Origin of the sequence: Legionella birminghamensis (assembly GCF_900452515.1) — a bacterium.
Classification (GTDB): Bacteria; Pseudomonadota; Gammaproteobacteria; order Legionellales; family Legionellaceae; genus Legionella_C; species Legionella_C birminghamensis.
The window spans coordinates 2,032,989-2,057,496 of the sequence record NZ_UGNW01000001.1 but is presented as its reverse complement, the minus strand read 5'-3'; the positions used below and the strand labels follow the sequence as shown (position 1 = coordinate 2,057,496).

The window sequence follows — 24,508 nt, the reverse complement described above, 5'->3', positions numbered from 1 at the left end:
TACCGAGAATCCAATATCATGCACTTAGTTGTTTTCTTCTTATTACTATCGATTAATTTCATGGCTCAGGCAGGCACTTTTGTATTACCGGCACAGGGTGATATCGTAGGGCAAATTGAATATGTTAACCCACAGATTGGCGAAACATTGAGTGAGGTCGGGATTCGTCATGACGTTGGGTATTATGAAATGATGAATGCCAACCCAGGCGTTGACCCAACCAGGCCTTTGTCGCCGCAAACCCGACTAATTATTCCAGGCCAGTATATTCTGCCTTCGGGCCCACGTAGCGGGCTGGTGATTAACCTCGCTGAATATCGGTTATATTATTTTCCTCCGAATGATAATGTTGTAATCACAATGCCGGTTGGTATAGGCCGCGAGGGTTGGAATACCCCGGTAGGACAAACAAAAGTCACCAGCAAGGAACATGATCCCATCTGGCGCCCCACTGCAAATGTCAGAGCGGAAGCAGCAAAAAATGGAACACCTATTCCCAATGAATTTCCACCCGGTGCGGGCAATCCCTTAGGCCGTCATGTATTCCGCCTGGGTTGGCCAACCTATTTAATTCATGGTACAAACAGGCGTGATGGTGTGGGTTCAAGGGTAAGTGCCGGATGCATTCGAATGCTTCCAGAAGATATTGAAACGCTTTTCGATATGGTTTCTGTCGGAACAACGGTTCGTGTTATCAATGAACCTGTGAAGGTGGGACGGTATAACAATAGTATTTATGTAGAAGCGCATACTCCGTTAGAGCAAACTATCAGTCTAAGTGCATTATTAAATACCCAGCTTGGAAAATATTCATCTTCATGGAATAAGACTGTAGTGCAGGAGGAGGGTTCAAGGCCTTCAGGAATTCCACGGAAGGTTGCCGGTTAGCGTTCAGTACTCCGGCGCAGCCACCCGAATCCCCGAGGCGAAGCAACTCGAATCCCGAGGTGAAGGCTACCGAATCCCCGCGGCTGCGACCGCGGGGCCCATGCCTGTTGAAGTAGTATGGTCCTCGGACAAGTTTCAATGTTGCCAAAAAATAGGATTTAACAGATAGTCATAAACAGGTGTTCTTAACATTAAATTAGCTTCATGTGGGCCCCGCGGTCGCAGCCGCGGGGATTCGATAGCTTTTAATTCTCATGCACTTGTGTAGATACCTATGGGTCGATGCCGCGGGGATTCGAAGGGGGGCGGAGCATGAAAATATTTGTAAATACCAAGCAGCGATTCATGTATTTATAAATAATATTTGTTAACCAAATCACTAAGAAGGCCCCAACAATATCGAGTGGATAATGCCACCCGAGCAGAACGCAACTTAATACCAACAGCGTGTTGATAACGAGTAACAGGGAATATGCAATGGGCCAGCCGCGCATCAGCTCCAGACAATACCATGCCCAAAAGGTATGGAAAGAAGGGAAAGCGACCATGCCGCCCTGAATGGTGTCAGGTTGAATATGCTGGTGCAGCTGATTAAATTTAATACCGGTTGCCAGCTGTTCAAGTGCAAATTCATCGGTACGGAACATAATTGCCGGGGCTACAGTCGGAAAGAAGTAATAAATCAAAAAACCAATCGTTGAACTGATTAAAATTAAACTAAAAAAACGGCGAATTTTTTCAAACTGGCCGGAAACGATGACCAGAAGCGGTAAAAAGCCCAGTTGGTAGGGTAAAGTATCATAGCAAAGCCCAAGTATATTCTTGAACCAGGGATGCTGATTGGTCCAGGCTACAATCACGGGAAGAGAAATGCCTAACCTGGATTCCAGGGAAATAATATGACTGTCAATGGGCGCGAAAGGGGTAAACTGCACTGAATTGGTGGCGAAAGCAATTGCCGACATTACTAAGTAAAAAAGCAAGGTTTCCTGAATTACCTTAAGCAGGTAGTGATCTTTATTTAATAATAATCGGCAGCCAGCAAGCATTAGTAATAAAGAAAGTCCAATTCCGGCAGAGCCTTCAGGGAAATAGTTATTACCTGGAAATTGATAAACAAAATGATTTACAGCAAACGCAATACAGGAAAGAGAAAATAATAAAATCAGCTGTAACGTTAAACAACTATAGATAAACTTTGGGGTTGGCATGCTTATTCAGCTAAAAGTTCAGCTTCTTTCTCTTTTTGTTTAATGGCCTGGTGAATTTCTTCGCGGTGTACTTTGATGCTGCGGGGCGCATCCACTCCAAATTTAATGTTGCCATGCTCCGGTGTTTTAAATGCAATGACTTGAACAACTTCGCCATTAATGCATACAGCCAGTGGCTCTTCGAATGAAACAGTGATGATTTCCATATAAAATCTCTTTTTTTTTAGTATGTTATATCTCAATACCTCTTTAAAATCAATGGAATACTGAACTGGCTGCTGCTGTTCAAGGCTTTGAGGAGGAAGAGTTTGCCCCAAAGCTGAAAATCGGTTAAACTTACTCGCTTTTTAAACCTTGCCTCATCTTTGTCGAGAGAGGCTTATTTCCATAAGGATACACTATGCGACATTATGAAATCGTATTCCTTGTTCATCCCGATCAGAGTGAACAAGTTCCTGCCATGGTCGAGCGTTATGAAGGTATTGTCACTAACAATGAAGGTATCATTCATCGCAAAGAAGACTGGGGACGCAGACAGTTGGCTTATCCAATTGCCGAAGTGCACAAAGCGCATTATATTTTAATGAACATTGAATGTAATCAAACAGTAATCAATGAACTGACGAATGCTTTCAAATTTAATGATGCAATCATTCGTTACATGATCATCAAACGTGATGAAGCGATTACTACTGAATCTGTTCAAATGAAAAAAGAAAAAGACACTCGTGCAGCTTAAGGAACTAAATATGTCAACTACATCCTATTTTCGCAGAAAAAAAATGTGCCGTTTTAGCTCTGAAGGCTCAAACGAAATCGATTACAAAGATATTGCCCTGTTAAAAAATTACATCACTGAGACTGGAAAAATTGTACCAAGCCGTATTACAGGTACTCAAACCAGATTTCAACGACAATTGGCGCAGGCAATTAAACGAGCACGATTTTTGGGCTTGTTACCTTATTGCGATAGCCATAAATAAGAATTAATTGGGTATGAACAAATTGCTGCACAAACAGGGAAAACTTCTGCTGGAAAATAAGAGTCTTGCGTACTTTTTAACAGCAGCGCTCCCTTTTTTGCCATTTGCTTCATGGTTATCTCTCGTTATTGTTGCACTAATTACTTTGCGGCAAGGGGCGAGAAACGGCGCAGGATTGTTGCTAACCAGCATCATTGCATCTTTGTTAGCAGGTAATTCAAGCGATTCAGCATCGTATATAACGATAACCATTCTGCTGACGCATTTCATGTGCTTCGCGGCAGCTCTGGTATTAAGGGCTTCTGCCAGTTGGCAATGGGTTGCTGCAACAGCGTTGGTCATTAGTCTACTGGTGGTTGCGCTGACTTATGGTCTTGTACCCAATTACATTATTAATGAATACAACTACATACTACTGATTTTTAGCAAATTGAATCCAAATAATTTGCTGGAAAATCTGACGAAAGAAAACCAGGCGAATGTACCATTATTTGCCAGTTATTGTTTTGGCGTTAAAGAGGCATGTATTGTAATTTTTGCCTTAATACCTTTGATGTTTGCTCGCTACATTCAGTCGCTGCTCTTTTACCCTGGCGGTTTCAGGCATGAACTGATGGCGTTTAGAGCCAGCCGCCTTGTTGTAGGGCTGTTTATAATTACAGTGGCGGGTGTTTACCAGAATAATTTGCTGGCAATAAGTTGCTTACCTGTTTTGAGTGTTTATTTAATGATGGCAGGGCTTTGTCTGTCATTCAGTTTAACGCCCAAAAGAGGAGGTGCTTTTTGCATCGCTTTACTATTACTACCGCTTATAATAAGGCCCGATCTTATGCTGCGGGTTTATATATTGTTTGGTTCTCTGGATAGTATGTTTAATTTTAGATTGCGCCTGGCTTCAAAAGCCAGCAATTCAAAAGGGGTTTAGTAATGGAAGTTATTTTATTAGAAAAAGTTAGAAACCTGGGTAACCTTGGCGACAAAGTAAAGGTCAAGCCAGGTTATGGAAGAAATTTTTTGATTCCACAAAGCAAAGCAGTTTTTGCTACTGCAAAGAATGTTGAGCTTTTCGAACAAAAAAGAGCAGAGCTTGAGAAAAAGGCACAGCAGTCACTGAGCAACGCAGAACAACGCGCTGCCAAACTGAATGATATCACTGTAGTAATTAATGCTATGGCAAGCGATGAAGGCAAGCTTTACGGCTCAGTCAGTGCTAATGAAATCAAAGATGCATTAAACGCTCAGTCAGTTGAAGTTAGCAAGCGTGAAATCGTAATGCCTGAAGGACCAATTCATTCAATTGGTGATTATATCGTTGAGATTCATGTCCATAGTGATGTGATTGCCAAGTTGCAAGTTCAGGTTCTTCCTTCCAAGTAATAATTCCTGGGAAACCTTGATTAGGACTTCTGCTGCTTGAAGGCCACAGCATTTCAAATGGTGTGGCCTTTTCCTTTTCAGCACAGTGGGATCCCAGCGTGACTAGCTCATTTTCTCAAAACAATTTTGCCTGCACTCTCTAATTCTGCTAGTTTATAGCTAATAATTTTAAGGAGAAGAATGTGGACAAAATTCAAGCATTATTTACCATAACTGCCACATCAATGGGCGGACGGAATGGACACAGTAAAACCAGTGACGGCATGGTATCGGTTGACCTGTCAGTTCCCAAGGATTTAGGCGGTCCTGGAAAGCCCAATACGGTAACGCCTGAACATTTATTTGCAGCAGGTTACGCAGCCTGTTTTGGTGGTGCACTGGACTTTATTGCCAAAATGCATAAAAAAGATGCTTCCAAGGCAAAGGTAGATTGCAGTGTATCCATCGGTAAGCGGGATCCCAGCGGGTTTGCCTTGGCAGTTCAAATACAGGTAGAAGATAAAACCCTGCCTCAACAAGAGCTGGAAGCTTTAGTGAAAGAAGCCCATGAAAAAATTTGCCCTTATTCCCATGCCACAAGAGGCAATATCGAAGTGGATTTTAAAGTGATTGGCGGATAAATTGACGTCTTTGTGTGTGCAAAATGAAGCCATACAGAAGGGTGCTCGTTGCTTCACTTGCTTCGCAAAGACGATTCATGCCGTAAAAGCCAATAATACGTCCTTGCAGTACTATTAATTTACAGTAGAATGGAATTATTTAATTAATGGTGTTCGCAAAATGCTACAGCAAGTAAAGACTGAGGGCGGCGTATTTATTGAGTTTGAACAACAATCGCTAGTTTATAAAAATGCGATTGAACCTTTACTTGATAAGCTCGATTCCCAACGGGGCGCATTATTTGCGTCCAGTTTTGAATATCCGGGTCGATATACTTGCTGGGATATCGGATTTTATAACCCCCCGATGGCGTTGGTGGTAAAGCAACAGGGCGCAAGTCTTCAGGCACTTAACCGTCGCGGTGAGATTTTATTAGTTATCGCCCATGCTGCCCTGAGTCGTTCGAGCTCAATTAAAATTACTGAGGTCAGTAAACAGTCCATTCATCTTGAAGTGAAGAAAACTGAAAAAATTTTCAGCGAGGAAGAGCGAAGCCAACAACCCTCTGTATTCACTATTATTCGTTGTTTAGTTGAATTGTTCAAACTGCCGGAAGAGCCATATCTCGGTTTATACGGCGCATTGGGCTATGATTTAATTTTTCAGTTTGAAGGCTTAAAACAACATAAAAAAAGGGCTGAAAATCAACGTGAAATGGTCCTTTATTTTCCCGATGAAATTTATATCGTCAATCATCGTAAAGAGGAAGCGTTTATTCGACGATACGATTTTCAATTCCAAGGGCACTCCACGCAATCATTAGCTCGCGATGGACAGTTTTCTGAATATCAGGCAGACAATAAGCCGGACAATTTTTGTGATCATGAAGAAGGTGAATATGCTGCTGTTGTGGAGACAGCCAAAAAGCGATTCGCATGTGGCGATCTGTTTGAAGTGGTTCCCAGTCAAACTTTTTATGCGCACTGCCCGCAGAGGCCTTCTGAGTTATTTCGAAAAATGCGGGAAGTAAATCCTTCGCCTTATGGTTTTTTTATTAACCTCGGTGAGGAAGAGTATCTTGTAGGTGCATCGCCCGAAATGTATGTGCGTGTTACGGGGAATATGGTAGAAACCTGTCCCATTTCTGGCACAATTAAGCGGGGAGGGGATGCTATCGAGGATGCCCATAATATTCAGCTGCTTCTTGATTCAGAAAAAGAAGCCTCTGAGCTGACTATGTGCACTGATGTAGATCGTAATGATAAATCGCGAATCTGTGAGGCTGGAAGCGTTCATGTCATCGGTCGACGTCAAATTGAAATGTATTCGCGTCTTATCCACACAGTCGACCATGTGAGAGGTACTTTGCGTGCGGGATTCGATGCTGTTGATGCCTTTCTAACGCATATGTGGGTGGTTACTGTGACAGGAGCCCCCAAACTCTGGGCAATGGATTTTATTGAAGCACATGAAAAATCGCCGCGCCGCTGGTATGCTGGCGCTGTTGGATGGTTTGGTTTTAATGGAAACTTGAATACCGGGCTGGTATTGAGAACCATGCGCATTCAAAAAGGAATTGCTGAAATTCGTGTGGGTGCCACTTTATTATACGATTCTGACCCGGTATCTGAAGAACAGGAAACGCGGCTAAAAGCCTCTGCATTTCTGGATTTATTGCGGCCTGTGTCCAAACCAGCGAAGAATACTGTTTCGCAACTTACAGGCAAGGGAAAGAAAATATTATTAATTGATCACCAGGATTCGTTTGTGCACACGCTGGCTAATTACCTGCGTCAAACCGGAGCTGCAGTTAAAACCATGCGCTTTGACCATGCCCTGTCCTGTTTAGAGTCCGAATCCTTTAATCTGGTTGTGTTGTCCCCTGGCCCGGGTTGTCCTGCTGACTTCGATTTAAACAAAACGATTGCTGCGATTATTGAAAGAAGCATTCCATTATTTGGAGTCTGTCTAGGCTTGCAGGGGGTCGTGGAGTACTTTGGCGGAAAGCTGGAGACGCTATCCTATCCTATGCATGGAAAGGCCTCTGAAATTAAAATTACGAACGATACAGCACTTTTCAAAGGGCTGGGTGTTTCATTTACAGCGGGACGCTATCATTCGCTCTATGCTTCGCGTTCTGAATTGCCGGCGGAACTTAAAATAACGGCTATTACGGAGGATGGCGTTATTATGGCAGTTGAGCATCGCAGCAAACCTATTTACGCTGTCCAGTTTCATCCTGAAACTATTTTGTCGCTGGCGAATCAGGCTGGATTTAAAATTATCAGTAATTTAATGGAATTGATTAATGAACATCAAGGGACGATTGTGGAATAAAGTTGTCAGTATTTATTTCATCTCGATTTTATTAGGCCTATTGACAGGTTTGGCTGGTTCTTTATTTCAGATTGCAATAACAGAGGTCAATCGATTCCTGTCATGGATTAAGTCTTTCTCTCAGGGCGACTTGATAATGACCCTTTCGGTCACTGTGATTATTACTGTACTGATGGTAGTTGTTGCCTGGGCATTAGTACGCTTTATCGCTGCGGAAGGGGCAGGAAGCGGAGTACAGGAAATTGAGGGAACCTTACTGCATAAACGGCCCATTCATTGGCGGCGCTTACTCCCGGTCAAGTTTTTTGGGGGAGTACTGGCAATAAGCGCGCAAATGGTGGTCGGACGAGAAGGACCCACTATTCAAATGGGCGGCAATCTGGGCGCAATGCTTGGTGAATGGTTTAGCATGCATCGCAACCGCCGTGATGCACTTATCTCAGCCGGAGCCGCTGCGGGTTTGGCGACCGCTTTTAATGCGCCTCTTGCGGGTGTATTGTTTGTTATTGAGGAGATGCGCAACGAATTCAATTTTAATTTTACAAATTTTAAAATGGTTGCTATCTGCTGTGTAATGGCAACCATTACAGGTCAATTAATTATGGGATCGGCGCCAGCGATTCCCATGGCTGTTTTCCAGCAGCCGAGTCTGCATTCCCTATGGTTATTTTTTGTTTTTGGCATCGTTATGGGGCTTGCGGGTCTGATATTTAATATTTGTCTGATGAAGTGTCTGGCCGTCAGTGACCGTTGGAGTATTCGTCAGAAATTGATTTATGTAGTAATTGTTGCCGCTTTGATTGGGGTTTTTACAATCATGTATCCACCTGTTGTCGGTGGAGGATATGATATTATCGAGCAATCATTAACCCTTTTTCCTCCGGTGTATTTATTATTGCTGTGGATCTTACTGCGTTTTATAAGCACTTTAATGAGTTATACCACTGGTGTCCCAGGAGGAATATTTGCACCAATGCTGGCATTGGGTACTCTAGCAGGATTGGCGAGTTACAACGCGCTGATATGGCTTATGCCTGAGCTAACTATTCATCCCGGTATGTTTGCGGTTGCCGGGATGGGAGCGCTATTCTCGGCAGCGGTGCGCGCTCCAATTACCGGTATAATTCTGGTTGTGGAAATGACGCAGAACTATTCTTTGATTCTGCCTTTGATGGTTAGCTGTCTGACTTCAACGACAGTGGTCCAGTTGGCGGGTAACGAGCCAATTTATACGCAATTATTACGGCGTACTTTGAAAAATACTTAAACACGATAAGAAGGGGCTCTTTTCAAGTTTTTGCGTGGTGGAAAACCATTGGAGGCTTTGAGTGGGCCCCGCGGTCGGCGCGGGGATACGAGTAGGGGCTGCGGTTCGGATGCAGTGGCGGGATTTCCGAGCGGCGAAGACCGCGGGATCCATCTTCATTGCAAACTAAACCTCACATTTTCACCACCACCTTGCCAAAGTGCTTCCCTTCTAACATATGCTGCTGTGCTTTCTCCATCTCATCAAATTGAAATACAGAGTCAATTACAGGCTGAAGTTCTTTATTCTGCAAAGCGGGTTGCCAGCGCTTATGGGCGGCTTGCCATAAATTTATTTTGTTTTGAATAGGTTGGGCGCGTAGAACAAATCCCTGAATTTTGAGGCGCTTCCTCATTAAAGCTGCCAGATCCAATTCCGCTTTTCGTCCTAGCATGGCAGAAATTTGAATCAAGCGGCCAGTTGTTTTTAGCAGTCCGATATGCTTGGCAAAGTATTCACCGCCCATGTAATCGAGAATTAAATCAAGCGAATCAGCCGAAATAGCGGAAGCAAAGTCTTCCTGCCGATAGTTGATAACCTGATCGGCACCGAGAGCAATTGCCTTTTCAGCCTTGACAGCACCGCTTGCAGTGGTGAATACATAGGCTTGTGCAAGTTTTGCCATTTGGATTGCCATGGTGGTAATACCGCTGCCAGCAGCATGTACCAGCATAGTTTCCCGGCTGGACAGATTACCCAATTCAAACAGGGTTGCATGGGCGGTGGTCAGCGCCTCAGGAAGTGCTGCGGCGTACTCAAAAGACCAGTCAGAAGGCATTTTCTCGGCAAGGAATTGATTGACGGGACAGTATTCAGCATAAGCGCCGCTACCCACCAGACCATAGATGCGATCGCCTGTTTTAAAACGGGTAACGCCTGTGCCGAGCGCCGCAACTTCACCGGCAACTTCCAGACCGGGAATTGCAGATTCATTCGGTGGTGGAGGGTATTTGCCCTGTCGTTGCATTAGATCAGCACGATTTAATGCTGTGGCATGCACTTTAACTAAAATTTGTTCCACCTGTATGGATGGAATTTTCCCCTCGACTATTTCAAGCCGATTTTCCTTGTTCACCAGAATACAGCGCATGGAATCTGATTGCGGATTTAACATAGAATTCTCTCCCTGTCTTTAATATAGCAAGCGGTCGGTATATACTTTTGTTTCTATAAATAATATGGCTGCTGATGGCAAATTTTACATCGCATAAAAAATTGGCGCTATTGCTAATAGCTCCCCAGTTAGTTATTACCCTGCTTTTTTTTATCTGGCCGGCCTTTATGGCATTAGTTCAGTCCGTTTATTTTAGTGATGCATTTGGTCTTAAACAACAGTTTGCCGGTTTAAGCAATTTTGTGGATTTGCTGCTTGATCCCGAATTCACCCATGCTATCTTAATGACCATTATCCTTGCTTTCTCGGTTGCAGCCGTAACCATGTGCATGGGGCTTTTCCTGGCTTATCTGGTTTCTCAGCGAAGCAAAAGCCAGAAAATTTATAAAACCTTGCTGATCTGGCCTTATGCTGTCGCGCCAGCGATAGCTGCCATTCTGTGGCGGTTCCTATGCCAGCCCGGAATGGGATGGTTCTCGCACATAATGGAAGCTGTGGGCATTCATTTTAATTATCTTACCCATCCTGGTCAGGCTTTAATTGTTATTATCATCGCTGCCAGCTGGCAGCAGTTTAGTTACAATTTCCTTTTTTTTCTTGCAGCACTCAAAGCGATTCCTCACTCGTTGATCGATGCTGCGGTAATTGATGGGGCTACATCCTGGCAGCGGTTCTGGCAAATTATTTTTCCCTTGCTATCACCGACGACTTTTTTTCTTCTAGTAATGAATCTTATCTATGGCTTTTTTGAAACTTTTGGGATTGTTGATATATTAACCAGCGGCGGTCCTGGAACGAGCACCAGCACATTAATATATAAAATTTATCGGGATGGATTCGTAGGTATGGATCCGGGAAGCTCCGCTTCGCAATCAGTTATACTCATGTTGTTAGTGGTTGGACTTACTCTTTTACAATTTTATTATCTGGAAAAGAGGATCCATTATAAATGAAAATAAATCGTCTGTTTCCACATGTTTTTCTGACAGCATTTATTATCTTATTATTTTGTCCATTGTATCTGGCTCTGGTGGCAGCAAGCCATGAAGGCAGCACGATGATGCAGCATTCAGTGCCGATGGTTCCGGGCGGGTTGTTATTCAGTAATTTGAAAACGGTACTGACGCAAGGGGTGGCATCTACCGGCGGGCAACCTGTCTGGCGTATGCTCCTCAACAGTTTCACCATGGCGTTTTCCATTGCCTGTGGAAAAATAATCCTCGCTCTTTTCTCAGCATTTGCTCTGGTCTATTTCAAATTACCAGGTAAATCGCTTATGTTTGGATTAATTTTTGCCACCATGATGTTGCCCGTCGAGGTCCGTATCGTTCCCACCTTTCAGATTGTTGCACAGATGGGATGGCTTAACCATTTCAGCGGTTTAACCTTCCCGTTGATGGCCTCGGCAACGGCCACTTTTCTGTTTCGGCAGTTTTTTAAATCGGTACCCAATGAGCTGATTGACGCTGCCAGGCTCGATGGGGCAGGGCCCCTTCGCTTTTTCTGGGATATATTATTACCGCTTGCGAAAACACAGATTGCCGCTTTGTTCATTATTTTGTTTGTTTACGGCTGGAACCAATATCTCTGGCCATTAGTGATTACCACCGATAGCAGCGTTGCGACAATTGTTATGGGGATACGTTATCTGGCTGGCGTTGCAGATCAGATCCCACAGTGGCACTATATTATGGGAGTCGCATTGTTGGCGATGTTTCCTCCATGCATTATAGTGGTGATTTTACAACGCTGGTTTGAGCAAGGACTAACACATTAATGGCTACGGTCAAACTCCTTGAAGTGAGTAAATATTATGACAAACAGCAAATTCTCGATAATGTCAGCTTGAATATTGAACAAGGCGAGTTTGTTGCTGTGATTGGGCCATCTGGTTGTGGAAAATCGACATTGTTGCGGCTTGTTGCTGGATTGGAAGTCATTAGTTCCGGGAAAATTCTTTTTGATGAGAAGTGTGTTAATGATATCGCGCCTTCAAAACGTGATATCGCCATGGTTTTTCAAAACTATGCACTCTATCCGCATATGACTTGTTTTGAGAATATGGCCTATGGGTTGAAAATCAGGGGGATGCCGGCAAAGTCTATTAAACAAAAAGTGCAGGAGGTTGCGGAAATGCTGCAGATTAGCACTTGCCTGCATAGAAAGCCCCAGGCTTTGTCGGGTGGTCAACGGCAACGTGTAGCGATGGGCAGGGCCATTGTGCGTTCACCCGCTGTTTTCCTCTTCGATGAACCCTTGTCCAATCTTGATACCAAATTACGCAATGAGATGCGATATGAAATACGCAAAATTCATCAGCGCCTGGCTACGACCAGTATTTATGTAACTCATGATCAAACAGAAGCAATGACCATGGCTTCCAAAGTAGTCGTTCTCAATCAGGGTAAAATCGAACAGATTGGTTCTCCCCAGGATCTTTACCAGCAACCGCAATCACTATTTGTTGCCGGTTTCACTGGTCATTATCCGATGAACCTTATCCCTGCCAGGTTGAACAGCGGCAGCAATTTAATCTCATCGGAGCTGGGTTTTGAGATACAGGCCCCTGGAAGTACCAGCCGCCTTGCGAGTGAAGTGGTTATAGGTATTCGCCCCGAACACCTTCGGATTAATACAAGGGCTGGCAGCCCAGCAATACGGGTGAAAATAGAGTATATTGATGATTTGGGAGCGGATAAATTAATCCATGCGCAAAGTTTGTGCGGGACAACCCAATTTGCAATCAGAGCATCTGCTGACCAACTGATTGGCGACGGGCTCTTGGACATTGAATTAAATATCACAAAAGCAAACTTGTTTGACAGTAAAACCGGATTACGAATGGGAGGATGGCATGAATCAACAGAACTCTGCGCTGCGGGATATTAATAAGCCTCATTATAATTATTGGCAGGCGCTCATTCTTTCATTTTTTAGTAACCGTTTATATGTCGATGTCGGTAAACGCTGGACAGGGCTGGGAGTTCTCTATCTATTTATCGCCATACTGGTATTTGGCACACCCTTTGCCCTGAGAACAACGAATGATTTTAATTCTTTTTTCAATCAACAGTTATTGACGCCGCTACGAGAGCTTCCGCCTATCACAATTCAAAATGGCCAGGTAAGCACTGATAAACCAATGCCCTATGAGATAAAAAACCAGCAAGGCCAGGTGGTTTCAGTCATTGATACCACAGGTACAGTTACCGGGCGCAGTGAAAAATACCCCTATCTGACTACCCTGATTTCCAAAAACCAATTATCTTACTGGCCGCCATCGCCTCAGTTTTTCTTCATGAATCAGGCGCAGCCGCAAAGTGACCAGCCTATTGTGCAAATATTTCCCCCGCAAATGAATGAAATTTTTGTGGGAAGCAAATGGATTGAATCCTCAGGAATTGGAACAGTAAAGTATTTATCCCTGATTATCATTTATCCCACTGTCATTTTGATCTTTTTTGTAATGTTTCTTACTTTTTTTCTGGTTTTTGGAATGATTGGCCAATTGGTTTCAAAATTATTCTATAAACTGGATCTGACTTATCCGCAATCCTGCCGCTTATTGGCTGTTGCTGCTACGCCGGCCATCGCGATTCTTTTATTGATACTGGCTATTAATCTTCCTGTACCCGGTTTTGGTGTGGTGATTATTATTGCGCTGGCCTTTTATTTCAGCTTTGCAGTAATCTCGCTGCGTAATGAGAGTAAAAAACTGGTGCTTTCGTGAAAGAAACCATTCATTTTGCCCATGGAAACGGTTTTCCGTCACCCTGTTACCATCAATTATTAACCGCATTGGAGCAGCGTTATCATTGCTGCTATGTGGATCGGATTGGGCATGATCCCCGTTTTCCTGTGACGGAAAACTGGCATTATCTGGTGGATCAGGTCGCAGAGAGTGTAAAAGAAAACTGCGAGCCTCCGGTGATTGGCATTGGGCATTCATTGGGAGGTGTTTTGTCTCTCATTGCGGCTATTGAACAGCCTGAATTATTTTCTGCAATAGTAATGATCGACTCCCCTTTGTTAAATCGCTTTAAATCCACAATGGTTAAACTGGCAAAAACCATTGGATTAATTGACAGGGTGACTCCAGCGGGGCGTACACGCGGAAGACGCCAGCATTGGCCAAACAAACAGCAGTTATGGGACTATCTTAAAACCCGGGCGCTTTTTGCCAGCTTTCGTGACGATTGCCTGCAAGACTACATTGAATATGGATTCACAAAGGATGAAGATGGCTACGTATTACGCTTTGATCGTGATATTGAATACGCCATTTTTCGAACCATCCCCCATAAATTTCATCGCTACGAAGGAAAGCTGAAAGTGCCTGCCTTTCTCATTTATGGTGATCACAGTGATATTGTCCGCCAGGCAGATGTTAGTTATATGAGCAGAAAATATGGAATTAAGAGTCATCAAATGTCTGGAACTCATATGCTGCCTATGGAAAACCCCGAATTACTGGCCAGGCAAATTTTTAAATTATTGGACAGTATCAACAAAAACTAAGCCTTGATGCTTAATTCTGGCAAAAATACCTTAACCCGCTATATACTTAAGATTACCCGCTTGAAAAGGAGATGAACGTGTTGCTCGATCTTATTATAACGGCAATATTGATATATGGATTTTATCAGTTATTGAGCCGGCAAGCTTCAATTGTGGTCTGGACAATCAGCTACGCAGTGGTTGCCTTGCTTTTTATGAAATATTCTAGCATAGGCTGGTTTACCCACGGGTTGCTGTGGTTAGGGTTCGCCATGCTCTTGATCGGTGCAATAAAACCGCTAAGGCGTCAACTGCTTTCCCGTCGTCTCTTCAATGTGGTGAGTAAGGCAATGCCTACGATGTCAGCTACAGAGCGTGAAGCGCTTGAGGCAGGTACTGTCAGTTGGGAAGGCGATTTATTTAGCGGCGCCCCCGATTTTAGCCAATTGCTAAATGCGCCGGTAAGCCGCCTCACCGATGACGAACAAGCTTTCATAAATGGCCCATTAAATGAATTATGCCGCATGCTTGATGACTGGGACATTACCCATAATCGCACTGATTTACCCCCGGAAGTCTGGCAGTTTATTAAGGAAAAAGGCTTTTTAGGGATGATTATTCCCAAGGAATACGGCGGCCTTGATTTTTCAGCCACAGCGCAGGCCTTCATCCTGGCCAGGGTATATGGGCGCTCAATTTCTGCAGCTACTACCATTTCGGTGCCCAATTCATTAGGTCCTGCTGAATTACTTTTGAAATACGGTACAAAAGAGCAGAAAGATTATTACTTGCCCCGTCTTGCTGACGGTCGCGAAGTCCCCTGTTTTGCGCTGACCGGCCCCAATGCAGGTTCAGATGCTGCCTCCATTCCCGATAAAGGTATTGTCTGCAAGGAAAAGGTGGATGGTAAAGAAGTGCTGGGAATTCGTCTGAACTGGAATAAGCGTTACATTACCCTTTGTCCGGTGGCCACTGTAATTGGCCTGGCTTTCCGTTTGTTTGACCCTGACAACCTGCTGGGTAAAGGTCAGGATGTAGGTATCAGCTGTGCTCTGATACCGGCAACCACTCCAGGCGTGATTAAGGGTAGAAGGCATTTCCCCTTGAATACAGCCTTTCTGAATGGTCCAACCCAGGGTAAAGACGTGTTCATTCCTGTTGATTATCTGATCGGCGGCGCTGCCATGGCAGGCGCAGGCTGGCGCATGCTGATGGAGTGTTTAAGTGCAGGCAGGGCGATTTCACTTCCTTCCAGTGCGATGGGCGGTTCTCAGGCGGGTGCTTTAGCCAGCGGCGCTTATGCGCGTGTCAGAAAGCAATTTAATCAGGCAATTGCCAATTTTGAGGGAATTGAAGAACCCCTGGCTCGAATTATGGGTAACACCTATATTATCGATGCAGGACTAAGTTTGGCTGCTTCGGCGATTGATCATGGTGCCAAACCCTCCGTTGCTGGTGCCATTCTCAAATATCAGACAACTGAAAGAGCGCGTCAGGTTTCTCTTGATGCAATGGATATCCATGGCGGTAAAGGGATTTGCCTGGGGCCTAATAATTATCTGGGCAGAGGTTATCAGAATGCACCGATCGGGATCACCGTGGAGGGCGCCAATATTCTAACCCGTAACCTGATTATCTTCGGGCAGGGTGCCGTCCGTTGCCATCCCTATGTGTTTAAAGAGCTTGAAAGCGTTCGTGAGAATAACCTGGCTGCTTTTGACGAAGCATTTTGGGGGCATGCAGGTTTTGTCATGGCTAACCTTGCCAAGTCTATCGTATATGCATTTACCGATGGACGATTCAGCAAGGCGCCGACCAGTAAAGCAAAACGTTATTATCAGCTGATTAACCGCTATAGCGCCAATCTGGCTTTCACTGCTGATTTCTGCATGGGTATTTTGGGCGGTGCTTTAAAGCGCAAGGAAAAGATCTCAGCCCGCCTTGGCGATGTATTGGGTAATCTTTATCTGGCTTCGGCTGTATTAAAGCGATATCACACAGACGGGGAACCGGCTGCCGATTTACCTCTGGTAGAATGGTGCTGCCAGCATTTACTCCATGAGTGCGAGCGTGCTTTCAGAGGCGTGCTGACCAATTTTCCGGTTGGCTGGGGGCGCATACTTTTAAAAATGATCATCATGCCTTTCGGCAGTAAGCGTCATTATCCTAGTGATCAGTTAGGTCATGCACTGGCTAAATTAATGTCAGAGCCTAATGAAACACGTGACAGAATGTCTCGAATAGTTTTTAAAGAACCGTTGGCGAACTGTCCTGTAGGCCGTCTTGAAGAAGCTTTTCTTAAAATTTATGCCGCAGAAAGCATTGAGCGTAAAATTAGCAAGGCAGTGAGGGATAAAAAGCTGCATGCGCTGACTTTAATGGAGCAAATTGACGAAGCTGAAGCGGCTGATATTCTGACTGCTGAAGAAGCGGCTCAAATGCGTGAAGCGGAGCAGGCTCGTCAAGCGGTTATTGCTGTGGATGATTTCAGTGATGATGAATTGCGTCGTGCAACAGCCGATAAACACAGTACCAAACAGCGAAAACTGCTTTCCACTCACGACGATCTGCCTATTGAAGCAGCTTGATAGGTTAGCCTGATTATAAGGAGCCGCGTATTGCGGCTCCTTAGCCACCCTAAAATATATTCGAGCCGCTACTATTTCCAATTGCCTGAGTGGTTATAGATGGCAAATTTATGGAACAGGCCCCATTCGCTGTAAATTCAACATAACCCACATAATTAGCAAGATTGTCTACAACTGTAGGCGCAGTAAATTCACGGACTACTTCATTTAGAATGTTCGGGGTTACTGATTTATCGATACAACGAATACGCACATAATACGTAAGCGGCAAATTGGGACCGGGCATGTTGAAATTGAAGACTGCAAAATAGGAGCGTCCCAAAGGCATAGGCAGATTGGAATTAACCTGATAAATATTTTCAGGGCCATCTCCGGGTCTATCATCAATATCCAATTGAAAATTGTTTTGAAGTTTGTTTTGATAATAAATATGAGTGGCAGTGGGTAATGTAGGAAATAAGCCATGTGCATCAATATCCCCATTCCTTGACCATTCCAATGTAAATTGCACGCCTCCACATCCGCCTAGCTCACCAAAAACATGATTTGTATTAACCAGAGGAAGGCCTGGGGTTGTGGGTAAACAGCTGCTGCATCCCGCAGTCGGATTGATAATATTTGTCGCATTACTCTGAAGCAGTAAGCCCGTACAATAACCCGGCGGGGTGAAGGCTAATACACGAACTTCCGAGACGGTTAGATTAGTGTTACTACCCCTAACTGAAATATTGGTGGTTTCCGGCTGATTGCCAGGCAGAATATTGTAAGTACAACTGCTGTGTGCTGGAAGAGTATTTGTGCAGGTAGAGCTTGCATAGTTCACTGTAAGTGCACTCCCGCCAGGTATATTGATGGCCAGGTTTAGTGCGGGAGCGTTGCTGTCATTTCTTACTAAAACATCTTTTGCGCCATCGTTCGCAATTAGAAGAAGTGTGGAGGGCGCTAAACTCAGCAGGGCAGGTTGCGTATCGGATGGTAGCAGGTGAATGTTGAGGCCATCATTGAAAGCAGGCCGATAGCATTGCAAGGGGGCATAAAGGTCGCAGAGAACGGGACCGCCAATGATATCCGCTGACAGGGATTGGCCATTAACCGTTAAGCTCAGAATGCAGGATTGATGATAGCCAAGAGTTTCAGTGCAGCCTGAGGCACTGATACCTCGAATAGGTTCCATCCTTAAAGTATGCGGTTTACGCGATTGATTAGTGACTGTATATTTAATGGTTGCGTTTCCTGTAGGGCTAACAACAACGTTTGCAGGATATCCAGGGACTTGCGCAAAAGTCCATAAAGGTATTCCCGCATTTGCTTCTGTCCCTAACAAAAACAGGGAAGCTGCAGCAAGCAACTGGTTTCTAAAATCCATTTTATTCATATCAATCCTCTTGGGTTTATGTAAAAATTTTTGTTTGATTTAGCCGTACATCATAGGATGACCAGGTTAAATAACCTAGCACAGCCATAATGGTGTAAAGAAGCATTAATAGAGCATGGAAAGGAATTTGTTTGTGGAAATATAAGTAGGCATATATCGCATCCGTAAAGAACCAGATAACCCAGGTAAAAATAACTTTATAACACATTAGCCATTGGCCCATAATGCTAAGGGAGCAAGTCAGTGCATCCAGACTGGCTACGGTGGAAGGGGTGTATTGACCCAATAAAAAGTAAATAAAAGAATATAATGCCAATATAAGAAAAAGAAGTTTAATAGTTTGAGTTAATGAAAGCCGCCTGATTCTATCAGCGCTAGTGGAGTTTCTGCCCCAGAGAAAGAAGCCGTAGAGGCTGTTTGATAAATAAAATAATTCAAGGGCGGTATCAGCAAAAATTCCTTTTTGGAAATAAAGAACGCTGTTAATTGCAGTAGCGAAAATACTGATTAGCCAGGCTTTTCTGTCCACCTTGATAAAATACCAGGTTGAGAGCAGTGATAAAAGAGTTCCTAAGAGATCGAGTACCATGGATATTGCTACTAATTGGGAAAAAGTTTCGCTAGGTGCGGAATAATGCATTCATTAATGCTTTGCAGCATTATAACATTGAATGATAAAGGATTATGTATTAACTTATATAAATATTTTTGAGCAAGGAAACCGCATGAAAAAACATTCAGCTTTATTGGCGATCACAACCTGTCTTTTTGCTGGCCAGTCTGTTGCTGGTACCATGGGTGAAGTAGCCGTAAAAGATTGGACTTGGGTCAGTTCGTTCAGCATCGGTCCAGCCTGGGCAAGAGGCGGCGATACCCAAACTTTTTTTCTGGCACCCGAGATTGAAAAAACCTATGTGGCCAGAAAATCAACTAAGGCTGTTGGGGTAGCAGAATTATTTTTTGGTGTTCAGAAAACTTTATCTGACCAATTAGCCGGCCAATTAGGTATCGAACTCGCTACCTACAGCAGAATTAAGCTGCATGGCGATATATGGGATGATGCTGATCCGACTTTCAATAATTACACCTATAGCTACAAAATCAGACACAACCGCATTGCAGCAAAGGGCAAGTTATTGCTGGATAAAGGCTATATGGTTATGCCCTATATTAGCGGCAGCGTGGGTGTCGGGTTTAACCGTGCTTTTTCTTTCGAAAACGTACCCACTATTTTTGAAGCCGTCCCCAATGCTGATTTTGCAAATCATACCAAAACGACTTTTGCCTATACATTGGGTGCTGGCATACAAAAAAGCCTGAATGAGCATTTCCAGGTTGGCGTGGGATATGAGTTCGCAGACTGGGGTAAAAGCGAGCTTGGACGCGCGGCGGGGCAAACAATGAATACTGGCCTCCAACTAGATCATCTCTATACCCATGGCGTGCTTTTTAACGTAACTTATCTCGCTTAACCCGTCATTGCGGCATAGCGAAGCATCCCAGAACGGAGCCAGAATGAGCTACATAAATGTTTTCCTATTCTGAATCCCGCGGCTGCGACCCATAGCTATCTACATAAATGCATCGAATCCCCGCGGCAGCGACCGCGGGGCCCATGCCTGAGTGATCCTCACAATTTAGACAGCTAAACTTCAGCTTCTATCTCAGGCCGAACGGTTTGGCCGCACCGGAAACCACAATCGCTGGATAAACGGCAAATAGCAGGTCCATAACGAATAAATTTAAACGCAAAGTCTAAGGCTCAATTGCCAATCCATAACCCCTTGCAGGAAGAGATCCCTTTATTTAAATCACTCGTATTGTATAATTGAAGACCATTCAGGTTGATTTAAGTGATCACATGCCAAGAAATAGATCCAAAGGCCTTTTCTGGAGAAGGGCTTTAATAGACAGAAAGGTTTTTGACCGCTATTCCAAGGATGAGAAAAAGATAATAGAGGCTGTCAAGGCTTTATTAAACAATGGAACTCATGGAACGAATTATGAAAAATTACGGGATGATTTGGCGAGCGCGCGTTTAAACGATGCGGATAGAATTTTATTAACGAATTACGAGCTCGACGGTCAAAACAATCTGTTGGTCATCGATGCAGCCGAATGGCATGAATATAAAAAATCGCCTGCTTATAATGATAAAAATGGTGTAAAGAATTATCTCGTCAAAAATAAAGAGTCCATTGAAAAACGCATTCGCGAAATGATGGCGGAAGAGGCTGCAGCCGCGCAGTCGCCTAAGCCCCCTGCCGGCAAGCCCGAGCCAGTCATCCTGGATTATTATAACCAGCAATTCATCCGCCTGAATTTAAGCCAGCAATCCGTTTTGCAATCGGGCTTGCCCCTTGTCGTCAGCGGTGCACCGGGCTCTGGTAAATCCTGCGTGGCCATTTCCATGCTGCGGCAATTGGCAGCGCAGCTGCCTGAGGGATCTGAGGAAAAGATCCTTTACTTGACAGAATCCCCCCGTTTGTTAAAAGAGATGCAGGCCATTTGGGGATCACTTGAGCTTCCCCCGGACATGCAAAGGCGGGTTGAGTTTAAAACCTATGCCATGCAGGCGGCGGAAAGCCGTGCCGAGTATGTAAAAGACCGGACAGTCTGCACCAAACTGGAATTTGAACACTGGTTTAAAAAGTATGTCAGTGACCGAAGAAATGAACTCAAACCCAGCATGGCGAACACCAAGGGTAAAAAAGGCAAAACCCAGGATGATCCCTTCCTGAAACTGGATGGGTTTTTAAAAAATCAGCAGACGATTTACCAGGAGTTTCGCTTGCTGTCGGGTTACAAAAAAAAAGAATATATCAAGCTGGGCAAGAAACAGAGTATTTACAAAAATGAAGAGGACAGACTTTGGATCTACCGCGCCTACAAAGCCTATCTCAATCATCTTGACGGCAGCGAACTGGTTAATTTTGACTTTCTCGACCTAAAAGAGGAAGAAAAATACCATTCAGTGGTGGTTGATGAAGCGCAGGATTTATCGCGATTACCCTTGAAGGAAATACTGCATCTGGCAAAGGAAAAGAAGGTATGCTATCTGATGGATACGCATCAAAGCCTCTTTGATAATAAGTCCAAGCGCCCCTATCTGCTGGGTTTAATGGGTGCCAATGCAAAGCATATCGAATTGCCCCACTCCTACCGCTGCCCCGCAAATGTTGTCCATTTTGCCAATAGAGTTATCCGCCTTAAAAACTGGCTGGTTGGCGGCCGTGCCGACAAGCTCGAGCAAGCCGAGATTATCCCTTCTCCGGAGCAGGAAAAAATCCCTGGTACGGTGGTCTGGGTAGACAAGGAAGAAGAGTTTGAACGCTTAAAAGAAGCGGCAAAGGAAAGTGATTTTGCAATCATAACCCTGCCCCAATACGTTGAAGAGGCGCGTCGTAAATACGGATCCGCCCTGATTTTTACTCCCGAACAAATCAAAGGGCTCGAATATAAGAAAGTGCTGCTCTACCGCATGCTCGATGACGAGCTTTGCTATGAGGCGAATAAAAAAATCAATGGCCTGTCGGATGAGGAGTTAAATTGCCTGACCAACCGTGCCAAAGAGGGTTGTGAAGAAGATCAATTTGGCCCTCCATTCAACAAGTTTTTTACCAGTTGTACCCGTTCGACCGCGGACTTATACATTGACCAGCCAGAGAAGCATGTCACCAGGAATCTGACCCGGTTTTTTAAAAAGGGAATAAAAGCCGCTGAGTTGCCTGTGCAGGATAAAGCCCCCAAAACAGAGGCTGAGCGATTGGCCGACTGGACGCAGGAAGCCCGCCGCCAATATGAAGAAGGCAATACGGAGATTGCCGAAAATATCTTCAGGCAATGCTTGAAGGATAAAATACCGCAGTCCGATTTCGAGTCCTTTCTAATCGCACAAAAGTTAGTTCCCGAAAAAATCGAAGCGCAAGCCCGGCCTGAGCCTGAAATAAAGGCGGAGCCAAAACCAGAGCCAAATCCAGCTGCTGAGGAGCAAACAAGCGAAGCTTGCCCAAAGAAGAAGAAAAAAAAGCGCTCCAGGAAGAAAGCAGCTGCGGAACCAAGAACTACGGCAGCGCTCTCCCTGCAGCCCAAGGCTGTAAATAATGAGAAAAAAATAGTCACTCAAGGCCCTAAGCCCGCCAAAAACAGCATACTGAACGTGTCCCCTCTACAGCAAAAAATTGTCGATAAGCTGATATCGGTTATGGAACAAGGAAAGATTAAGGAATGGCAGCATTATTTTCAGTCCAAGCTTTCCTGTCCAATTATGTATCAAGCCCTGATTCAAGGCCTTACAAAGCAAACTCACGCAGATAATCTTGTCAGTTTTTTCAGGGCTTGGGTTTCAATATTGCAAGTGGAATGGGATCGGTTTTCAACCATCATTACCCCGGAACTCCTGGCCCTGGAGTTAACAAACAATGTTCTTTGGTATAAAGGAGCGAACCTCCTGTACCTCTTTATTGTTGCTAGCGCCATTGTCAGTGAACGATGGGATTTCTTCAGATCACGCATCGATAAGACCTTACTTCATAAACAGAATACAGAAGGACTCACACCTTTTTTTATCCTCTGTCTCCGTAAACCCTACGAAGACGAAAATTTAAATAACATATGGAAAGATATCATAGGGTTCGTTACCAAAGAAGCTTTGCATATAAAATCCACTGATGGGTATAGTTCAGGGGCTACGCCATTTTATGGTTTATGCTCAAACACTGCCAACATAAAAATCATGGACCGGTATTGGGCTCATTTTAAGCCATTGATTACAAAAGAGCTGTTGTATCAAAAAGTAACGGGGACGAATACTAACCATCAGGGATGTAGTCCGCTTGTGCGTTTGTGTTCTTCAAAGGAAGGGCTCAATTTGCTGGACAAACACTGGGATTTTTTTGAGTTCTTATTAACGGATGAGATTTTTAGACATTCAGGCAACGAAAAGGATGCCTCAATTTTTGTCCACCTGGTTACTAAAAACAAAGAGGGTGTAGAGTTAATTAAAAAGCGCTGGCCGCATTTTGCCTCATTATTTCTTCAGGAATTTCAGAGCCCGGATAACAAGATCAGCAGTGATATTTTATTCGGCCTAAGTTCTACCCGGGAAGGCATTGAACTTCTCGATCAGGAATGGGATTTTTTCAGACAGTTTATCAATAAGCAAAGTTTTATGCCGAGGCATAATCCTGTTCGTCCTTCCTCGGGATATAGTTGCATTCTCCATTTAGTGTCTGGCCCAGACAGGCGTGAGGGTATCGCTTTATTAAATAAACACTGGGCTGATTTCCGCCCCTACCTGACGGAAGATCATTTAAGCGAGCATTTTTTGGATAATAGTGTAACAGCGCTTCATTATTTATGCTGCCACACTAATGGCATTAAAACCATAGCCTCCCATTGGGAGGATTTTGCCCCACTGCTTACACGAAAGAACCTGCATATGGCGGAGAAAGGGGAAGGCCCCTGCGCAGGCGTAGGCTCTTTATATTGGCTTTTCAGAATAAACGAGGGTATTGATCTCATTCAATCCCACTGGGATTTTTTCCAATCTTTCATTACGGCAGAGGTATTGCAACAGACAGTTACGGGTGAATGTGATGATAAGGGCGTGTGTGTATTGCATTCACTATTTAATAAAACAGCCGGGCTGGAATTGCTAGAGCAGCACTGGGATTTTTTTGAGCCTTTGCTGAGAGAGCAAAATTTATTAAGAACCACCACAAATTCTGCGGGCTTATCGATAACCCCACTGGACAGTCTTTTGGCTACCAAACAAGGAAGGGCAATGATCCAGAAGCACTGGGCTTATTTTTCCCGACAACTTAGTCCCGAGGGGGAAAGGGATTTTTTTGTTTGGCTATGTTCTACGGCAGAGGGACATCAGTTGCTCAAGCAGGATTGGGACGAATATAAGCATCTATTTACGAAGGAGGAATTGCTAAGGCGGACATGGTGCAAGCAATCAAATCGTGAGGTCAGCTTGTTTGAGCGGTTTCTTTTATTGCCTGGCGGCATGGGTTTAACTCAGGTAAATCGCACATTCCTGAAGGAATTAATGGGTGAAAAAGAATTGGATGATTTAATCCTATTAACCCATCGTCAGGCATACAATAAGCGGCCATCCATCCCTCAGCCTTCTGATGCGATGAATAGGAGTCGATTTTTTGCAAACAGTGATAAAGATGGCAGGGATGATGTTTTACAAGTGGCTCATTCATGTAAAAAATAAGCA

The 24,508-nt window shown here is 44.2% G+C and carries 21 protein-coding genes; 16 read left to right on the top strand and 5 right to left on the bottom strand.

Annotated elements, in window-relative coordinates:
• Positions 1-18: 18 nt before the first annotated feature.
• A complete protein-coding gene (locus DYH42_RS08760; RefSeq protein ID WP_058524149.1) occupies positions 19-888 on the top strand; it encodes a L,D-transpeptidase family protein in 870 nt (289 codons plus the stop codon).
• Between the two features lie 272 nt (positions 889-1,160).
• Here the strand turns inward: DYH42_RS08760 and DYH42_RS08755 are convergent, their stop codons facing one another.
• Both DYH42_RS08755 and DYH42_RS08750 read right to left on the bottom strand, forming a co-directional pair.
• Positions 1,161-2,099, bottom strand: coding sequence for a phosphatase PAP2 family protein (locus DYH42_RS08755; protein WP_058524150.1), 939 nt, complete (start codon positions 2,097-2,099; stop codon positions 1,161-1,163).
• Positions 2,100-2,101: 2 nt separating this feature from the next.
• Entirely contained in the window at positions 2,102-2,305 is a 204-nt protein-coding gene (locus DYH42_RS08750; protein WP_058524194.1) for a carbon storage regulator, read from the bottom strand.
• A 194-nt stretch (positions 2,306-2,499) separates the two neighbouring features.
• Between DYH42_RS08750 and rpsF the strand changes: the two genes are divergently transcribed.
• The 7 genes from rpsF (at position 2,500) to clcA (ending at position 8,663) form a co-directional block, all read left to right on the top strand.
• Complete coding sequence (rpsF, locus tag DYH42_RS08745) at positions 2,500-2,838, top strand: 30S ribosomal protein S6 (RefSeq protein ID WP_058524151.1); 339 nt, start codon at positions 2,500-2,502, stop codon at positions 2,836-2,838.
• Between the two features lie 10 nt (positions 2,839-2,848).
• A complete protein-coding gene (gene rpsR, locus DYH42_RS08740; RefSeq protein ID WP_058524152.1) occupies positions 2,849-3,082 on the top strand; it encodes a 30S ribosomal protein S18 in 234 nt (77 codons plus the stop codon).
• 13 nt (positions 3,083-3,095) lie between these two features.
• Complete coding sequence (locus tag DYH42_RS08735; protein ID WP_058524153.1) at positions 3,096-4,007, top strand: hypothetical protein; 912 nt, start codon at positions 3,096-3,098, stop codon at positions 4,005-4,007.
• Positions 4,008-4,009: 2 nt separating this feature from the next.
• The gene (gene rplI, locus DYH42_RS08730; RefSeq protein ID WP_058524154.1) at positions 4,010-4,459 is read left to right on the top strand and encodes a 50S ribosomal protein L9; all 450 of its coding nucleotides are present in this window, start codon (positions 4,010-4,012) and stop codon (positions 4,457-4,459) included.
• 182 nt (positions 4,460-4,641) lie between these two features.
• The gene (locus DYH42_RS08725; protein WP_083503149.1) at positions 4,642-5,079 is read left to right on the top strand and encodes an organic hydroperoxide resistance protein; all 438 of its coding nucleotides are present in this window, start codon (positions 4,642-4,644) and stop codon (positions 5,077-5,079) included.
• Positions 5,080-5,239: 160 nt separating this feature from the next.
• The gene (locus DYH42_RS08720; protein ID WP_058524155.1) at positions 5,240-7,396 is read left to right on the top strand and encodes an anthranilate synthase component I; all 2,157 of its coding nucleotides are present in this window, start codon (positions 5,240-5,242) and stop codon (positions 7,394-7,396) included.
• Positions 7,368-8,663 (top strand): H(+)/Cl(-) exchange transporter ClcA, encoded by a 1,296-nt coding sequence (gene clcA / locus DYH42_RS08715; RefSeq protein WP_420324127.1) that lies wholly within the window; start codon positions 7,368-7,370, stop codon positions 8,661-8,663. The genes DYH42_RS08720 and clcA overlap by 29 nt, the downstream gene beginning before the upstream one ends.
• Before the next feature lie 172 nt (positions 8,664-8,835).
• Here clcA and DYH42_RS08710 read toward each other — a convergent pair whose 3' ends face one another.
• Complete coding sequence (locus tag DYH42_RS08710) at positions 8,836-9,816, bottom strand: NAD(P)H-quinone oxidoreductase (protein ID WP_237759039.1); 981 nt, start codon at positions 9,814-9,816, stop codon at positions 8,836-8,838.
• A 74-nt stretch (positions 9,817-9,890) separates the two neighbouring features.
• Here DYH42_RS08710 and DYH42_RS08705 point away from each other — a divergent pair, with 74 nt between their 5' ends.
• The 6 genes from DYH42_RS08705 (at position 9,891) to DYH42_RS08680 (ending at position 16,901) form a co-directional block, all read left to right on the top strand.
• Positions 9,891-10,769: an ABC transporter permease subunit gene (locus tag DYH42_RS08705; RefSeq protein WP_058524156.1), complete on the top strand. Its 879-nt coding sequence runs from the start codon at positions 9,891-9,893 to the stop codon at positions 10,767-10,769.
• A complete protein-coding gene (ugpE, locus tag DYH42_RS08700) occupies positions 10,766-11,593 on the top strand; it encodes a sn-glycerol-3-phosphate ABC transporter permease UgpE (RefSeq protein ID WP_058524157.1) in 828 nt (275 codons plus the stop codon). Before DYH42_RS08705 ends, ugpE begins: the two co-directional genes overlap by 4 nt.
• Positions 11,593-12,705: an ABC transporter ATP-binding protein gene (locus DYH42_RS08695; protein ID WP_058524158.1), complete on the top strand. Its 1,113-nt coding sequence runs from the start codon at positions 11,593-11,595 to the stop codon at positions 12,703-12,705. The genes ugpE and DYH42_RS08695 overlap by 1 nt, the downstream gene beginning before the upstream one ends.
• On the top strand, positions 12,671-13,546 hold the full coding sequence (locus DYH42_RS08690; protein ID WP_058524159.1) for a DUF1189 family protein: 876 nt from the start codon (positions 12,671-12,673) through the stop codon (positions 13,544-13,546). Before DYH42_RS08695 ends, DYH42_RS08690 begins: the two co-directional genes overlap by 35 nt.
• A complete protein-coding gene (locus DYH42_RS08685) occupies positions 13,543-14,334 on the top strand; it encodes an alpha/beta fold hydrolase (RefSeq protein WP_058524160.1) in 792 nt (263 codons plus the stop codon). The genes DYH42_RS08690 and DYH42_RS08685 overlap by 4 nt, the downstream gene beginning before the upstream one ends.
• An 80-nt stretch (positions 14,335-14,414) precedes the next feature.
• On the top strand, positions 14,415-16,901 hold the full coding sequence (locus DYH42_RS08680) for an acyl-CoA dehydrogenase (protein ID WP_058524198.1): 2,487 nt from the start codon (positions 14,415-14,417) through the stop codon (positions 16,899-16,901).
• Positions 16,902-16,950: 49 nt separating this feature from the next.
• Here DYH42_RS08680 and DYH42_RS08675 read toward each other — a convergent pair whose 3' ends face one another.
• Both DYH42_RS08675 and pnuC read right to left on the bottom strand, forming a co-directional pair.
• The gene (locus DYH42_RS08675) at positions 16,951-18,276 is read right to left on the bottom strand and encodes a hypothetical protein (protein ID WP_058524161.1); all 1,326 of its coding nucleotides are present in this window, start codon (positions 18,274-18,276) and stop codon (positions 16,951-16,953) included.
• A 16-nt stretch (positions 18,277-18,292) separates the two neighbouring features.
• A complete protein-coding gene (gene pnuC, locus DYH42_RS08670) occupies positions 18,293-18,916 on the bottom strand; it encodes a nicotinamide riboside transporter PnuC (RefSeq protein ID WP_058524162.1) in 624 nt (207 codons plus the stop codon).
• Positions 18,917-19,001: 85 nt separating this feature from the next.
• On the opposite strand from pnuC, the gene DYH42_RS08665 reads away from it, so the two are divergent.
• Positions 19,002-19,748, top strand: coding sequence for an outer membrane protein (locus DYH42_RS08665; RefSeq protein WP_058524199.1), 747 nt, complete (start codon positions 19,002-19,004; stop codon positions 19,746-19,748).
• A 389-nt stretch (positions 19,749-20,137) separates the two neighbouring features.
• Positions 20,138-24,505: a UvrD-helicase domain-containing protein gene (locus DYH42_RS08660; protein ID WP_115317026.1), complete on the top strand. Its 4,368-nt coding sequence runs from the start codon at positions 20,138-20,140 to the stop codon at positions 24,503-24,505.
• Positions 24,506-24,508: the final 3 nt, after the last annotated feature.

Bases quoted from the DNA above. Each gene is read 5' to 3' on its own strand.
- clcA (WP_420324127.1), top strand. From the start codon at position 7,368: ATGAACATCAAGGGACGATTGTGGAATAAAGTTGTCAGTATTTATTTC.
- DYH42_RS08755 (WP_058524150.1), bottom strand. From the start codon at position 2,099: ATGCCAACCCCAAAGTTTATCTATAGTTGTTTAACGTTACAGCTGATT.
- rplI (WP_058524154.1), top strand. From the start codon at position 4,010: ATGGAAGTTATTTTATTAGAAAAAGTTAGAAACCTGGGTAACCTTGGC.
- DYH42_RS08760 (WP_058524149.1), top strand. From the start codon at position 19: ATGCACTTAGTTGTTTTCTTCTTATTACTATCGATTAATTTCATGGCT.
- DYH42_RS08695 (WP_058524158.1), top strand. From the start codon at position 11,593: ATGGCTACGGTCAAACTCCTTGAAGTGAGTAAATATTATGACAAACAG.
- DYH42_RS08675 (WP_058524161.1), bottom strand. From the start codon at position 18,276: ATGAATAAAATGGATTTTAGAAACCAGTTGCTTGCTGCAGCTTCCCTG.
- DYH42_RS08665 (WP_058524199.1), top strand. From the start codon at position 19,002: ATGAAAAAACATTCAGCTTTATTGGCGATCACAACCTGTCTTTTTGCT.
- DYH42_RS08705 (WP_058524156.1), top strand. From the start codon at position 9,891: ATGGCAAATTTTACATCGCATAAAAAATTGGCGCTATTGCTAATAGCT.
- rpsR (WP_058524152.1), top strand. From the start codon at position 2,849: ATGTCAACTACATCCTATTTTCGCAGAAAAAAAATGTGCCGTTTTAGC.
- DYH42_RS08690 (WP_058524159.1), top strand. From the start codon at position 12,671: ATGAATCAACAGAACTCTGCGCTGCGGGATATTAATAAGCCTCATTAT.
- DYH42_RS08660 (WP_115317026.1), top strand. From the start codon at position 20,138: ATGCCAAGAAATAGATCCAAAGGCCTTTTCTGGAGAAGGGCTTTAATA.
- DYH42_RS08735 (WP_058524153.1), top strand. From the start codon at position 3,096: ATGAACAAATTGCTGCACAAACAGGGAAAACTTCTGCTGGAAAATAAG.
- DYH42_RS08720 (WP_058524155.1), top strand. From the start codon at position 5,240: ATGCTACAGCAAGTAAAGACTGAGGGCGGCGTATTTATTGAGTTTGAA.
- pnuC (WP_058524162.1), bottom strand. From the start codon at position 18,916: ATGCATTATTCCGCACCTAGCGAAACTTTTTCCCAATTAGTAGCAATA.
- DYH42_RS08750 (WP_058524194.1), bottom strand. From the start codon at position 2,305: ATGGAAATCATCACTGTTTCATTCGAAGAGCCACTGGCTGTATGCATT.
- rpsF (WP_058524151.1), top strand. From the start codon at position 2,500: ATGCGACATTATGAAATCGTATTCCTTGTTCATCCCGATCAGAGTGAA.
- DYH42_RS08710 (WP_237759039.1), bottom strand. From the start codon at position 9,816: ATGTTAAATCCGCAATCAGATTCCATGCGCTGTATTCTGGTGAACAAG.
- ugpE (WP_058524157.1), top strand. From the start codon at position 10,766: ATGAAAATAAATCGTCTGTTTCCACATGTTTTTCTGACAGCATTTATT.